General features: G+C 51.2%; 15 protein-coding genes. 12 read left to right on the top strand and 3 right to left on the bottom strand.

All coding sequences use genetic code 11. From position 1 onward, the window contains the following. Nucleotides 1-19: 19 nt before the first annotated feature. The 5 genes from BMW65_RS07160 to BMW65_RS07140 all read left to right on the top strand — a co-directional run bounded on the left by BMW65_RS07160 (nt 20) and on the right by BMW65_RS07140 (nt 5189). A complete protein-coding gene (locus BMW65_RS07160) occupies nt 20-1264 on the top strand; it encodes a hypothetical protein (RefSeq protein ID WP_090604003.1) in 1245 nt (414 codons plus the stop codon). 101 nt (nt 1265-1365) lie between these two features. After that, a complete protein-coding gene (locus BMW65_RS07155) occupies nt 1366-1692 on the top strand; it encodes a QcrA and Rieske domain-containing protein (RefSeq protein ID WP_177181034.1) in 327 nt (108 codons plus the stop codon). 6 nt (nt 1693-1698) lie between these two features. Continuing rightward, nucleotides 1699-2766, top strand: coding sequence for an imelysin family protein (locus BMW65_RS07150; protein WP_090604001.1), 1068 nt, complete (start codon nt 1699-1701; stop codon nt 2764-2766). A gap of 17 nt (nt 2767-2783) precedes the next feature. After that, the gene (locus tag BMW65_RS07145; protein ID WP_090604000.1) at nt 2784-4139 is read left to right on the top strand and encodes a di-heme oxidoreductase family protein; all 1356 of its coding nucleotides are present in this window, start codon (nt 2784-2786) and stop codon (nt 4137-4139) included. A gap of 66 nt (nt 4140-4205) precedes the next feature. Then, nucleotides 4206-5189: a helix-turn-helix transcriptional regulator gene (locus BMW65_RS07140; RefSeq protein WP_090603998.1), complete on the top strand. Its 984-nt coding sequence runs from the start codon at nt 4206-4208 to the stop codon at nt 5187-5189. Here BMW65_RS07140 and BMW65_RS07135 read toward each other — a convergent pair. From BMW65_RS07135 to BMW65_RS07125, 3 genes are read right to left on the bottom strand one after another with little or no spacing between them, the layout of a single operon-like run. Continuing rightward, on the bottom strand, nt 5146-6000 hold the full coding sequence (locus tag BMW65_RS07135) for a heme ABC transporter ATP-binding protein (protein WP_090603996.1): 855 nt from the start codon (nt 5998-6000) through the stop codon (nt 5146-5148). The two genes, BMW65_RS07140 and BMW65_RS07135, sit on opposite strands and share 44 nt — an antisense overlap. An 18-nt stretch (nt 6001-6018) precedes the next feature. Further along, the gene (locus tag BMW65_RS07130) at nt 6019-7071 is read right to left on the bottom strand and encodes a FecCD family ABC transporter permease (protein ID WP_090603995.1); all 1053 of its coding nucleotides are present in this window, start codon (nt 7069-7071) and stop codon (nt 6019-6021) included. Nucleotides 7072-7079: 8 nt separating this feature from the next. Then, nucleotides 7080-7919, bottom strand: coding sequence for a heme/hemin ABC transporter substrate-binding protein (locus BMW65_RS07125; RefSeq protein WP_090604314.1), 840 nt, complete (start codon nt 7917-7919; stop codon nt 7080-7082). A 167-nt stretch (nt 7920-8086) separates the two neighbouring features. Here BMW65_RS07125 and BMW65_RS07120 point away from each other — a divergent pair, with 167 nt between their 5' ends. From BMW65_RS07120 to BMW65_RS07090, 7 genes are all read left to right on the top strand, one after another. Beyond that, nucleotides 8087-8659: a biliverdin-producing heme oxygenase gene (locus BMW65_RS07120; protein WP_090603993.1), complete on the top strand. Its 573-nt coding sequence runs from the start codon at nt 8087-8089 to the stop codon at nt 8657-8659. A gap of 10 nt (nt 8660-8669) precedes the next feature. Beyond that, the gene (locus BMW65_RS07115) at nt 8670-8954 is read left to right on the top strand and encodes a transcriptional repressor (RefSeq protein WP_090603991.1); all 285 of its coding nucleotides are present in this window, start codon (nt 8670-8672) and stop codon (nt 8952-8954) included. A gap of 132 nt (nt 8955-9086) precedes the next feature. After that, entirely contained in the window at nt 9087-9791 is a 705-nt protein-coding gene (locus BMW65_RS07110; RefSeq protein ID WP_090603989.1) for an HmuY family protein, read from the top strand. Nucleotides 9792-9877: 86 nt separating this feature from the next. Further along, the gene (locus BMW65_RS07105; protein WP_177181033.1) at nt 9878-10744 is read left to right on the top strand and encodes an HmuY family protein; all 867 of its coding nucleotides are present in this window, start codon (nt 9878-9880) and stop codon (nt 10742-10744) included. Between the two features lie 30 nt (nt 10745-10774). Continuing rightward, nucleotides 10775-11983 carry a hypothetical protein gene (locus BMW65_RS07100; protein WP_090603985.1) on the top strand — a complete coding sequence of 403 codons (1209 nt, stop codon included), beginning with the start codon at nt 10775-10777 and terminating at the stop codon, nt 11981-11983. Nucleotides 11984-12004: 21 nt separating this feature from the next. After that, nucleotides 12005-13168 (top strand): DUF5018 domain-containing protein, encoded by a 1164-nt coding sequence (locus tag BMW65_RS07095; RefSeq protein WP_090603983.1) that lies wholly within the window; start codon nt 12005-12007, stop codon nt 13166-13168. A gap of 4 nt (nt 13169-13172) precedes the next feature. Further along, the gene (locus BMW65_RS07090) at nt 13173-14417 is read left to right on the top strand and encodes an HmuY family protein (protein ID WP_090603981.1); all 1245 of its coding nucleotides are present in this window, start codon (nt 13173-13175) and stop codon (nt 14415-14417) included. The last annotated feature ends 167 nt before the right edge of the window (nt 14418-14584 follow it).

Raw genomic sequence — 14584 nt, 5'->3', positions numbered from 1 at the left:
GCCCGTATATGTCCCTTATATGGAGAAACGGGTATTTGCCATACTGATTTGTACGTATATTTTATCAATCTGCACGCTTAACGCCCAGGTGCTTACCTCTGAAGATTCATTGGCCTCGGGCCTTATCGAAAGGCACCAAACGACCGTCCTTTCCGGGTATGGAGAAGCCAAATACGGGTTAGACACCAAACGCCAAAGTGCCGAAGCCAGGCTGATGCGTGTCGTGTTATTTGTGGGACACAAATTCAGCAACAATATTTCCCTATTTACAGAGCTGGAGCTGGAGAACGCACTGGTCGCCGGGGCCAACAACGATGAGGGGGGCGGGAAGGGGCTTGGGGGCATTTCCATGGAACAGGCATTCCTGAAATTCAATTTTAACCCCTCTTTGTATTTAGTGGCAGGGCTCTTTATCCCACGGATTGGATTTCTGAATGAAAATCATTTGCCCACGACCTTCAATGGGGTGGACAGGCCGTACCTGGAGCAGCAGATCATCCCGTCGGTGTGGCGGGAGGTCGGCGTGGGGCTTTATGGGCAGGTGCGCGACGTGCCTGGGCTCAATTACAGCCTTGCGCTCACCAATGGCCTAAATTCAGGTAACTTTAGCAGCAGTACGGGTATCGGCGGGGGCAAGCAATTGGGGCAGGCCACAGATGGGATCAACCTGGCCGTGAGCGGTTCGCTTTTATACTACTTCCACAACTTCCGCATACAGGCATCGGCTTATTTAGGGGGCTCCACTGCCCTGGAAAAGCGCGTAGCAGATAGCCTGTTGCTCGATGGGGGAGCCTTCGGCAATCCGGTGTCGTTGGGCGAGATGAATGTGAGCTACAACCACGGCCCTGTGAATATCCGGGCCATCGCGACGTATATCCATGTGGCCCATGCCTCGGAAATCAACCGTGCTTTTGCGAACAATACGGCAGAAGAATTATACGGTGCCTATGGTGAAGTTGCTTATGATTTGTTTTACAGGTACTATAAAGGCGAAAAGATGCTGGCGGTATTTGGCCGTTATGAATGGATGGATTTGTCGGCTAAGGTTCCATCCAATGGCATCGATAATCCGGCCAACCGGAAACAATACCTCATTGGCGGATTGACATACAAACCCGTCCGTGGGGTAGCCGTCAAGGCCGACTATGTACGGAGGATTACCGGCGAATTTAATCCGGCACTCATCGTGACTCCTTTTCCACAGCGGGTACCTTATTTCAAGGACAATGGATTTGTCAATGTGGGGGTAGCCTATAATTTCTAAACAAAATGGTTTCAAGAAGGATATTTATTAAATCAGGATGTGCAGCGTGCCTGGGGTTGTCTGGTGCAAGCCTGTTGAACGCTTGCGCCACGCGGCTTCCGATGGTGAAATTAAGCCCGGATGCGGGGCGGGTGCTTACTGTTCCCGAGACGAGTTTCGTGGAGGGGGTGGAGATGTTGGTGGTACGGACCAATACGCTGGAAAACGATATCTTGCTCAGGAAAGTCGGCGAGCGCTACCTGGCGCTTTATCTCCATTGTACGCACGAGGGTGTGGGCCTTACTCCTACGGCCGAACGTATCTATTGTCATGCCCACGGGAGTGTATTCGATCTGGAGGGGCAGGTCGTGAAAGAACCGGCCTTCGAGCCGCTGAAAACATTCAAAACCGAATTTAATAATCATCAAATACTCATTTATTTAACTTAATATACAATGAAAACAAAAGCAATTACCTTTTCATGCTTGCTGGCCACGGTGCTTTTCATAACACTTTCTTGCAGCAAGGACGACGATGGCAATGACGGTACGGACGACATCGCCTTGCAGGAAGAAATTCTGGCCCAGGTTGCTACCAATGTCTGTGAGGATTCATACATCGACATGCACGCCAAGGCCGTGGCTTTGAACGAAGCGATTACCACCCTCAACGGTACGACCACCGACGCTAACCTCGCTGCTGCCCAAGCAGCATGGCGCGATATCCGCACCACTTGGGAACGTACGGAAAGCTGGCTTTTTGGTCCAATTGATGCCGATGAAATCGATCCCCGTATCGATACCTGGCCTGTGGATTTCAATGACCTTGATGGTATACTCGCCAATGGAGACGAACTGACGGAGGCATATATTGACGGATTGGAGGAATCGCTGAAAGGGTTCCATCCGATTGAGTACCTGCTTTGGGGGGAAAACGGAAACAAGACCGCAGCGCAGTTTACCGACCGGGAAAAGGCCTACCTCAGCGCCTTGGGTGAAAACCTGACCAAACTGAGCGCTGATGTAAAAGACACCTGGCAAAACGGATATACACAGGAGTTGGCCAACGCCGGCCGTGGGTCTTCGGAATTTGCTACCCGACAGGAAGCATTCCTGCAACTGGTGGATGCAATGGCGGGGATTTGTGACGAGGTGGCTAATGCCAAAATTAAGGAGCCTTTTGATGCTGCGGATCCCACGCTTGAAGAGAGTCCTTTCGCTAAGAATTCCTTTACCGACTTCAAGAACAACATTACGGGTATCTTGCTGATGTATCAGGGCAAATTCAACACGGATGGCAAGGGGCTGGAAGATTTGGTGCGTACCCATAACCTGTCGCTCGACGCGGAAATCAAAGCCAACCACGCAGCGGCTATTGCTGCACTGGATGCGTTCAACGTACCGTTTGGGGAGGCTATCACAACCAGGCAATCAGACATACAAAATGCCATGGACAAAATCAATGCTTTGGCGACTACGCTGGAAGGCAAACTGAATCCGTTCGTCTTGCAATATGTAAGGTAACGCACATCCCTGCCGGCATGCACCTATATAAATCCACAAAGTTAGCTATCGCATTTGTCGTCGGCGTGTTGACCCTCCAACTGGCTTGCCGGAAATACCAGGATGATACAACGAATCCGGATGATGAGTGGCGATCGGGAGGGGAGCAAACGGTATTCGACCAGGGAAGCGGGGCGTTCGGGCACGCATTCAATGGCCTCCCTGCGTATTTGGCAAGGGTTCACGAAGTGGGTGATGTGCAGTTTAATGCCACTTTTGTTTCTGCTCCGGCTCCGCTTAACCCGGGGCTGGGGCCAGTTTTCAATAACGTATCCTGCTCTTCTTGCCATGTCAACGATGGCCGTGGCAAGATTCCGGGCCGGGGAGAAAGCGCTGCCAATATGCTGTTCAGGGTCAGCCTCCCGGGTGTGGGGGAGCATGGCAGCCCGCTGCCGGTACCCGGCTACGGCGATCAAATCCAAAACCGTGCCCTGCTCAATTACCAGCCGGAGGCCGATGTGGCGATTGGCTATACCAATGAGTCGTTTGCCTTTGGCGACGGCACGTCCTATGAACTCCGACGGCCCACCTATACCATTACCAATCCGTATAGGCCATTACCGCAGGGAGTATTGCTTTCACCGCGTGTGGCGGCGCCCATTTTCGGTTTGGGACTGCTGGAAGCGATAAGCGACGTCGACATCCTTGCCCGTGAAGATCCCAGTGACCTCGACGGTGATGGCATCAGTGGGCGGGCAAATTGGGTATGGAATATTGACGAGCAGCGGACGACCTTGGGGCGTTTTGGCTGGAAAGCCAACCAACCCAGCCTATTGCAACAGACTGCAGCGGCCTATTTTGCTGATATTGGCATTGCGAACAGGCTCTTTTCCGATACCGATGGCGTGCTGGAGATTACCGATAGCCTACTCTATGCCGTTGACTTTTATTTGCGTACCCTTGCTGTTCCGGGGAGGCGTAATGTCGGGGCAGCCACCGTGCAACAGGGGAAAGCGCTTTTCTTGTCGTTGGGTTGTTCCAAATGCCATATCCCCGATCAACGGACGGCCGTCACCACGGCTTTCCCACAAACCAGCTACCAGCTCATCCACCCCTATACCGATCTGCTGCTGCATGACATGGGGGAGGGATTGGCCGACAACCGCCCGGATTTCCTGGCAGACGGAAATGAGTGGCGCACGGCGCCATTGTGGGGCATCGGTCTCACACAGAAAGTGAACGGCCATACCAACTTCCTCCACGATGGCCGCGCACGCAACCTTCAGGAAGCCATCTTATGGCATGGCGGTGAGGCCGAAGCGGCAAAAGATCGGTTTCGGACACTCGGTAAGCCTGATCGCGACGCTGTAATTGCTTTTCTGGAGTCGTTGTAGACTGCAAAATAATTGTTTATAACAATTCTAAATAATTACTTATGTTTGTACCATAGATAGGATGCTATGGTAATCAAATCGCGGATAGAAGGCATGGCCGATTGGCTATTCATCGAGGATGTCCCCGACAGGTATACCCCCAACTATCGGTTGATTGAGAAAGAGGTGGCCATCCATCGGAAGCCGGTATTCCTGGCCAGCCATCAATTGGCTACCGGTGGTTTATTCATGATGAATTCAGAGATCCTCTTCGATGAACCGCTCAATATCCATACCGAAGTGATGGGCGAGATCATCGCCAGCCAGTTTATTTTTTACAGACGGGCATCCGAACAATCAAAGGGCAAGCCGAATACCTTTTACGGCAGGAGCCGTCACAACATCCGATACACCCCGACCACCAGTAGCGATCACGAGATCAAAAAAAATATCGATTATACCTATTTTCTGGTGGTAATGAGCAAAGACTATTACTTCAACCTGATAGACCGACACTCGCTCGTACACGAAGATTTCGTCAAAGAGATAGCACGTGGACAATATACATCGTATGCCTCCGAAGACTTTCCGGTGACACTTGAGATGCGGCGCGTCATTGATGATTTGGTCAATTGTCGCCAGCATGGCGAATTGAAACGCATCCATACCGAAGCGCGTATCCTGGAGCTGCTGATGTACCAGCTGGAGCAACTCAATGGTGGTCACGATCGGCCCGAACTGTATTCCGTCAAGGGAGACGATGTCATGCGGCTGGAGCAAGCCCGCGAAATCCTGAAAGAAACCTTCCGCCATCCCCCCACGCAGCGGGAACTTTCGCGGATGGTCGCACTCAATGAGTTTAAGCTTCGTAGGGGTTTCAAGGAATATTTCGGGACGACGGTCTACGATTACGTTACTCGCCTCCGCATGGAACATGCCCGCAAACTGCTGATGGAGGATCGGATGTCAATTTCTGAAGTGTCCCATGAAGTTGGGTTTTCCCACCAGAACAATTTCAGTATCGCATTCAAGAAATATTTCGGTTTGCCACCCAGTGATTTGGCGAGGTAACTCCCAAAAAGCTATTGAACTCGTGCGCTTCCAGCCGCTGGCCCAACGGCAAGATATTGGTTTTCAGACTCCGGGGATTAACGATGACGTGCGCATCCATCGAAAATACGGAGTAGATATTCCGTTCATTAAGTATTTCAGACGGCGTTCCATCGTGCAATTTCCGGCCATTCTTCATCAGGATCAGCCGATGCGCATAATGTGCGGCAAGGTTGATGTCATGGAGCACGGTTAGCACCGTATACCCCCTATCGGCCAATGCTCGCAGGATGGCCAACGTTTGGTGTTGATATTGTACATCCATAGCCGATACGGGTTCGTCCATCAGCAACACACCGTTGGGCCGGTCCCATACCTGCGCCAGTACGCGGGCGAGGTGCACGCGTTGCTGTTCGCCGCCGGATAGGGATTGGATAGGGCGTTCGGAAAACAGCGTGATCCCACATACGGCCATCGTTTCTTCGACCGTCTGATGGTCGGCCGCTTTCGGGTTACTCGTATAGTGGGGATACCTTCCCATCATGACCACTTCGGCCACTGTAAAATCTGCGGATACTTGGTGCTGTTGACCCATGGTGGCCCTCCGGACAGCCAATTCAAGCGGGGTATACTTTTCCAACGCTTTTTTTGCCAGCCGGATGCAGCCCGATGACGGCTTTTTTTCACCGCCCAACAGTTTGATGAGTGTGGATTTGCCCGCACCGTTTGCCCCCAGTAGCGCAACCAGTTCGCCGCTGCCGATACTAAAACTCACCGCGCGTAAAAGCGTTTGGTCCTTGATGGTGTATGTGAGGTTTTCCACACTGATCATGTTGCGGCAAAAATAATATTAATGGATGATTTTTTTCTTATCGCGTATCAGGATATAGAGAAACAGCGGGGTACCCAGCAGGGCGGTGATCACACCTATAGGCAATTCGGCAGGTAGGGCTACGATCCGCGCAAGCAGGTCGGCCACGGTGAGGGTCAGCGCCCCCAGCAGGGCCGATGCAGGTAGTACGTAACGGTTGTCTGCCCCACCCAGCATCCGTATACCATGGGGTACCAATAGCCCGATGAAACCGATGATGCCTGTCATCGCCACGGAGGCACCTACCGCTAATGTGGCAAGTAGGATCACCAGGCGTTTTACCTGCGTAGGTTTGAAACCAAGCAGGTGTGCCTCCTGCTCGCCAAGGGCAAACGCGTTGAGCGGTTTGGACAGAAGGGGGAGGCCTATGATCGTCAGTACGGTAAATGGAAGCAACACAATGACCGTTTCCCAACTTGCACCGCCCAGGCTGCCCAGCATCCAGAAGGTGATGGTGCGGAGCTGCTGTTCATCGGCAAGGTAGGAGATGAGCCCGGTGAGCGCACCGGCCATGGCATTGATGGCGATGCCCGCCAGCAGCATGGTGCTAATGTGGGGCCTGCCGTCCACCAGCGAAATCCGGTAAACCAGCCAAGTGGCGGCACCGGCACCGGAAAATGCCCCCAAGGCCAACAGATAATGTCCGAAAAGATCGCTGAAAGCCGTGAAGAGCGTCGCTTCGAAAGCGATGAGGAGTGCAGCTACGAAAGATGCTCCCGCAGATACACCGATGATTCCCGGTTCAGCCAGCGGGTTGCGGAAGATGGCTTGGATAGCCGCTCCAGATATGCCGAGTGAAGCGCCCACCAGCAAGCCCATGACGGCACGTGGTAAGCGTACCAGCGCAATCACGCCGGAATAAAGTTCGTCGACGGCCACGTCTTCGTATAACCCGACACGTTGCAACAGGCTCACCACCACGTCGCCTATCGGGATGGGCATAGCTCCCCAGCTCAGGGACAAGATCACCGCCAGCACCAATAAGAGAAGCATGGTCACATAGCTGGTATATGTTTTTGTTGTGCCTGCCATGATGCTTTTCAGGGACAAAGCGCCCGGTTAAGTGCGGTGAGGGCCTGTGGCAGTCTGGTACCGAAGTTGACGAGCAGGGGACCGTCCATCTCGATGATGCGCTTGGATTTCCCGGCCGTGGTGAGCGATATACCGGGCATCCGGAGCACAGCTGCCGGGCCACCCAGGCTACTCAAACCAAAGTCGAATAGCAGGATGGCATCGGGATTGGCCTTGACCAATGCTTCCGTGCTGTATGGTTTGAAATCCGAAAACTCCTGGATGGCATTGCGGCCTCCGGCCAGCTCGATGATGGCATCGATGGAGCTGCCCTTGCCTGCGACGCTCATCAAACCCACACCCTGGGCGTATATAAACAGCACTTTTGTCCTTTTTTGCGGGATTTTCCTTTTTTGCAAGGCACTTTCGAGATCCTGTTTAAGCTCGCGGGCGAGCGCATCTCCTTTTTCCGGCACACCCAGCGCGCCAGCAACGTCCCGTACGAAACGCACCGCCCCGTTTGGACTGTATTCCTGCCGTAGTGTAACCAGTTTAATGCCGAGTTGTTTCAGGCGACGTTCTACATCGGGCGCCAAGTCCCCTGTGGGAGCCAATACCAAATCGGGCCGGAAAGCGAGGAGCCCCTCCAGTGGAACAGTTCGATCCTCGCTCACCCGTGGCAGCTTTTTGACATAGGCCGGGTATTCGCTGGTGACATCCACAGCCACCAGGCGGTCGCCCAGTCCCAGCGCGTCAATCGTTTCACTGAGCGCGCCGCTCAATGAAACAATGCGGCGGGGCTGCCCATATGTGCCATGGGTGATTAACAGTGCTGCCCATAAAACAAGAAAATACAGAGCCGTTTTCATCCGGTGCAAAAGAACGTTTTCCGCACGCCAAATCCAAGCCAACCAAGCATCCAATCCGGGTACAAGTGATAGAAAATACGGATTGCATATAAAAAAATACGGATAGCATATAAAGTAATACGGATTGCATAGAACACTTGCCACGGGGCTTGCGCAATTTTGTATCCATGATTAGCAACGAATTGAAATCGGCTACACGCGTAGCCCACCAACAATTGGAGAAGACCGTGGTACGGCGGCTTAAGGGTATCCGTTCGGAAGCGGATTATGCAGCATTTCTGAATTATTTCTACGCCTATTTTCGTGCCGTGGAACGGGCCATCGCCGAATACATTACGCCAGAGGTATTGCCCGACTACACCGAACGGCGCAATTCGGATTACCTGAAACGGGATATTGAAAGCTTGGGCGGTACAACCGAAACCCTGCCGACAGCCATCGCTCCGTCCGTTGATAGCACAGCCGCGGCATTGGGCGCATTGTATGTGCTGGAAGGTTCCATCATGGGTGGCCCGTACATTGTGCAGCTATTGCAAAAACAGGGAATCACGGCGGGATTTTCCTTTTTTTCGGGTTATGGTGCCGAAACCGGCAGGATGTGGAGTGCTTTCACCGAAGCATTGGATGTTCAGGCAAGTGGCACGGGCGATCGCGAATCGGTTTTGCGGGCAGCACAGGAGACCTTTGAGCGATTCGGTGATGTATTCACCCGTGATTCGATAGCAACGGATATCGTATAGCTTCACTCCGATGGGCAGGAAAAGGCTTTCACAGATTATCCTCACACGATTGGCTGATGGCGGATATGTCATCAGCCAACAACGTCGTGTACTGATTGAGGAGGTTTGCAAAGCGCAGGCGATTCCGGATGTGGAAGCTTTTTGGATACAGCTCCGGTCTCGGCATCCCATCAGCTGGTCTACCGTATATAATGGCTTAAAATTGCTGGCGCAGCTTGGTTTGCTGGAGCGAAAGGCAGCGGGCACACGAAATCAAGCTTACCGATTGGCACCCGGGCTATTGCCGGAAGTTTAGCTGTTCACTGTTTGCCTGTGCAATCAACTAAAACCTTTTCTAAATCACATTAAACACCAAAAATACGGATTGCATATAAAAAAATACGCTTTGAATATATCGTGATTCCAACCATTTGTCCACCTTTGCGGCATGAGTTTATTTAGAACGGTTTTAAATAAAACAGCAATCGTTGTCTTGCTGCTTGCCGCGTGTGGGAAGGACGACCCTGTGGCACCCCCGTTGGAAGACGGCAAAAGCACGGTCATATATGACCTGGCAGGGGATACCCAAGCCTCGATAGCCGATGGGATAGACGGCAAGGAAAGACGCCCCTTTTATACATTTCTATACCGCCTGCGTGATAAACGGCAAATCTGGATACGCACCAAGGCCGATTCCGCCCAATGGCTGAAAACCGCCGATTGGGACATTGCTTTTACCGGCAACTACAACAGTGAAATCTATATCAACCATGCTGCGGATCCGAACAATCCGGGGTATCAGGGACCGGTAACCAACACGGGCATTGTATTGGTGGAGCAACCTTACGAAGCGGTGACCACCGCACCGTCGGATGTGGAGTTTGACAACAATGGAGTGGGTGCCGTCGGTTGGGCACAATCGGAAGGTTCCCCGGGTTGGTTCAGCTATAACGCGACCACCCATATCATGAAAGCGCTGCCCAACCGTACCTATGTGTTGCGGCTACCCGATGGGAAATACGCCAAACTGCAATTGCTGAGCGCATACAAAGGCAATCCACCTGCCGTGACGGATATGTATTGGCCAGCACCGTATTTCACTTTTCGGTATTTCGTGCAGCAGGATGGCAGCAAGGACTTAAACACCAAATAATGGAAAGCGGAAAATTGATGATGCGTAAACTGGCAGATTTGCACAGTCGCAGATTCGCGAAATCGCAAACCTTTATACTGGTACTTATGATTACGTTATTTGCCTCCTGCGGCGAAATCTACGACCTCAACGGGTTTGACTGGGAGCCGGATACACCGCCGAGCGATTCGGTGTTTAATAGGGAGATACAAGTGCTGGATTGGGGGCTTTCAAATCTTCCGGAAGGACACCGACCCCTTGATGACTCGGATCCGATGTTGTTCAGCCTTGAAAAATTCTCGACCGTTCATATCGCTTATAAAAGCAGCGAGCGTTGGGATATATCGATTGGAGGATTGGGCGGGTTATCCAGCAACAACGGAGGGCATGCGGGTGTTGGTTACGGCTCATCGGCTGTTGGCGGTTTGTTATTGCTGGACTCGGCCTATAGTCAGGTGACTTCCGTGCCGGAGGATAACCGCTTCAGCACCCCCGGCAATGCCGGTTTGGATAATTTCAATGGGAGTGGATTGGGTTATATATACTATACCTTTTTTGGAAACGCATTCCGTCCGGACATGGTGGAATGGTCCAGAAGTTCCGATCCCGATAAGGCAGCTACCGGAAATCGTTACCTGCACATGATGTATTGCCTGTCCGAAGACCTTGCCCGGACTTTCCCCGGATTAAATAGCGGCTATTATGAAGTCAGGCCCAAGACCATCATCGTCCGGACGGCCAATGGCAATTACGTCAAGCTGGAGATGCAAAGCTACTATAAAGGCACCCTGGATCCCAGGGAAATGCGGCGCGGCACCGATATGCCGGGCGGTTATATGAGTTTCCGGTATATGGTGATCCGGGCAGACGAAAGACGCTTTGGTTTCGTAGCCCGTAGGCCGCCCTTAACCGTAGACCTGACAAACAAAAAGATCACGGTAGGCGAAGAGAACGTGGAGCATATAGAAGAATAAAAACTCATCACAATAAAAATAACAAGAACAATGAATACAATCATACCAAACAGCAAGCCGTACTTCTGGCTTATCGCACTGATCGGCATCGTTCAGTCCTGTACAAAAACGGAGTATACCGATTATGAAACGGAGCCGCAAAACCACATCGTGGAATACCGGGTCACCAATGCGCAACAGGAACTTTTGGGCGCCATTGACAACGAAAATAATACGATTACCGTGTATATTCCCTATTACCTGGGCATCGAGTACCTTAATGTGGAAGTGAAGATGGACGAAGGGGCTACTCTTTTGGATAGTGCAGGCAATGAGATTAACCTGGATGGTGGGTTGGAGCCTGTGCGCATCAATCCCGATTCGACGGAGTACAACTACACAGTAGCAGCCGCCTCCGGCGAACAGCGTATTTATAGGCTGATCCAGAAAATATTGCCGCATGGAGATTCCCTTCACGCCACCTATGCGCTGCTGGAAGAAGGACAAACTGTCTTGGCCAGGGCTGCCAATAGTCCGTTGATCATCACCGGCAATTTTGAATCCTCCAGCGCCAATGCCCGGTTTCTCCTGACCGACAAGGCCACGGGACAGGTGTACGACAATTTTATAGAAAAAGTATCGATGATACCCGGCGATAATGGATACACGTTCAATACCTTCGTATCTCCGGAAGCGCTGGCGGGCGACTATACCGTACGTGTAGAACACCAAGGGCGTAGCGCGGATTTGCCCGACCTACACATCTACTATCAAAAATATCCATTGGCAACCGCCTATTTTAACTCGACAGCGGCCTACGCACCCGGCGATACGCTTACGCTTTCGGTCGCCATCAATCCGCCGGAATACAATCGTCCCAGCATACTGCTGCCCGTAGAACGGCTGTATATAAAAGTAAAAAAAGAGGGTACCTTGGTAAGGAATGGCGTAACGGTGGCTCCAAGGCCCAATGGTTTCGTGGCTCCCGAAGGCTTTCCCGAATCGCTGTACGATACCGAGATACCCTTGGAAATTGTAAGTCAGACCCGCCGGGAAATCAAAGCCATTTTCCCGGACATGCCGGCAGGTTATTATACACGGAACAACACGGTTGCTAATGCAGACTTAGCATTACCCACGTATTCAGATGCGAATTTTGGCTTCTACCTGGCTTTTAAGGAAGAAGCCGGATGGGGTACTGAGGGGTACGTTACCTGTTCCGTAGGCCCCATCAGATTTACAGTAAACGAAAAAGAGTAAGACTATCCAATATAAATAATCATGACAGAAAATAAAAAATATATCGGTTACACGGGTGTCGTATGCAGCCTGCTGCTTCTTTTCGCGGTCTCTTCCTGCAAAAAGACGAACTATGAGCAGCTCAAACGCCCTTATAATTCCATAGAACGTTTTAGTTTAGGGGGCTACAACGAACTGGATTCCATCAACGGTGTCATCAGTGGTGATGAAATTAAAGTGTATTGGTCGGCAGATGCCGAGCGCCCGGCAACGATAAGGCCAAACATAACCCTCTCCGAAGGCGCGGCGGTTTCCCCGGCTTCGGGTGAAGCTGTGGCGTTTTCCGAAAACACGGTGTACACCGTGACTGCAGAAGACGGAACGACAAAGGAATATACACTCAAGCCTATTTTCAATGAGGCAATACCTGTGTTGTCTGCCTTTGATGACATTACAAGCTGGTCTTGGGCGACAATAGATCAGCTGAAGATCAATGGTGAATATTTTTTGACCAACAATGGCATTGCGGATATACGTATTCATGCTCAGCGCCTGCGTGACGGCTATGAATTTGACCTGGATATGGATGAAGAATTGACTACCGGTACACAGCTTATCGTAGACCTGCCCAAATTCACTACGGAACTGGATTCGGGCATGCACCGCATCTGGGTGCAGGTGGGCGATTTTCCGTCCAACAGTCTTGATATCTTTATCGCCCAGCCGATACTGTCAAACATTGCCACATCCTTCACCTTAAAAGAAGCCGGACAAACCGTTTATCTCGGTGATACGCTTACACTGACCGTTAATTTAAACCCTAAAATTGATATTGACCAGTTCAGGAAATACTTTACAAAGGATAACCTGTATAGGTTAAGTGTTAACTTATTGCACGAAACCATAAACAGAAGCATAGGTGCAGATTTTACGGGTACAGCGGTTATTGAGGGCAACCAGATTAAAATTCCCTTCGAGGCACAGGCCAACAATCCATTTATAGCCGAGGCGGCCAGGGACGGATATTATATCAATAGGGTACAGCCTGAATTTATCTATCAGGTTGGTGAATATTTCTACGGAACCACTACCTACGATACGAATAGTGGCTATAGTAATACGATGCGTCAGCGAAGCGATGCACTGGCACAATATACCGATTTGGATACACGTAAAAAGACGGTTTTATTGGAAAGTAGAGATTAATCAGATGGCAGTAAAATCAGCAGGAATAGCCATTGGTTGTTTGATACTGCTAAGTTTAACTTCCTGTTACAAGCTCGAAAATCCGCTGCCCAACTACGAAGACGGCCGCAGTACGACGGTGTATGACCTGCCGGGTGATACACTGGCTACCGACGGTTGGGACGATAACTACGAGGATGGCGATCTCTACCTGCGGCAGCGGTATTACGATTCGCGGTGGACGGATTCCATCCGCTTCGTGCCGTATGGTGGCGAAGTCTTGAATGCTGCCATCGGTGTGGATATTGTCAAAGGAAGCCGTGCGGACAGTGTCTGGAGGGAAGAAATAAACGCACATGAACAGGCTATTACCTGGCTGTCCGATGCCTCATCCCATCCGGTAGGGACCGCCGATAACAGCGCCTACCGCAACACATCGGATAATCTGCATTACATCTACCGTAGTGGCGTATGGTATCAAATGGAAATATTCGGAGAACGGGGAACCGCTGAAAATGATAGCATCTTCGTTAATTGGCGCGGTTATGTAAAAGATCCACCGCCAAATCCGGAGACGGGATGGGCCTACCGGGATAACGATAACAACCGGGTATACCAGTACAATGGCACGGCCTGGGAGCTGATGGTTAATGACGCCAACTATCGGGAAAATATGGATTTCATACAGATCGAGTATGGTAAGAGCGGTAAGGAAGCGGGTATTTACAGTATGTTCCTTTACCGTTTCCGGGATGGTAAGCAAGTCTTTGTTAGGGATCACGCGGACTCCGTCCGGTATTTACAAACCGACGAATGGGACTTGGCCTTCACCGACGAATTCAATAGTTTGGTCTACCTGAACAATGGTCGGGCGCGGTTCAGTCCGGCCACCGGAAGCCCGATTACCAAATCGTCCTTAATCATGTATGAGTATGGTTACGACTTTATGGATGAGGCGCCGGAGGATGAGTTTTTCGACAACCGTCCTGCCGACCAGCTGCATATAGGTAGCGTGTCACAATATGGTCCGGGCGTAAATCCCTGGTATGAAATCGGCAGTACCTTCATTGCCAAGCCTTTTCCATACAGAGCATATTATTTACGACTGGAGCAACCTGATGGTAGTTATCGCTACGGAAAGCTCCAGCTCATCAGCATGTACAAAGGCGCACCGGAGGTGCTTACCGATCGAAACTGGCCGTCGCCGTATCTCACGTTCCGGTATTTCATTCAGCAGGATGGAAGTAGGAATGTGCGGACGAAGGATTGAGGTGAGTTGAGAGTCGGGAAGACCGGAAGTCGGAAAGAAGGGAAAAGAAAGAATCAGCGGCTATCCGTTTGATCCGCATTATCTGCGTTCAATAAACTACGCGCGCGATTTGTTCTTTGACATATTGGAAACAGGGACAATTGAAGTATTCCGGCTATAAAATATTT

It is taken from the genome of Parapedobacter koreensis, assembly GCF_900109365.1.
Taxonomy (GTDB): domain Bacteria; phylum Bacteroidota; class Bacteroidia; order Sphingobacteriales; family Sphingobacteriaceae; genus Parapedobacter; species Parapedobacter koreensis.
This window is presented reverse-complemented; position numbering and strand designations above follow the sequence as displayed.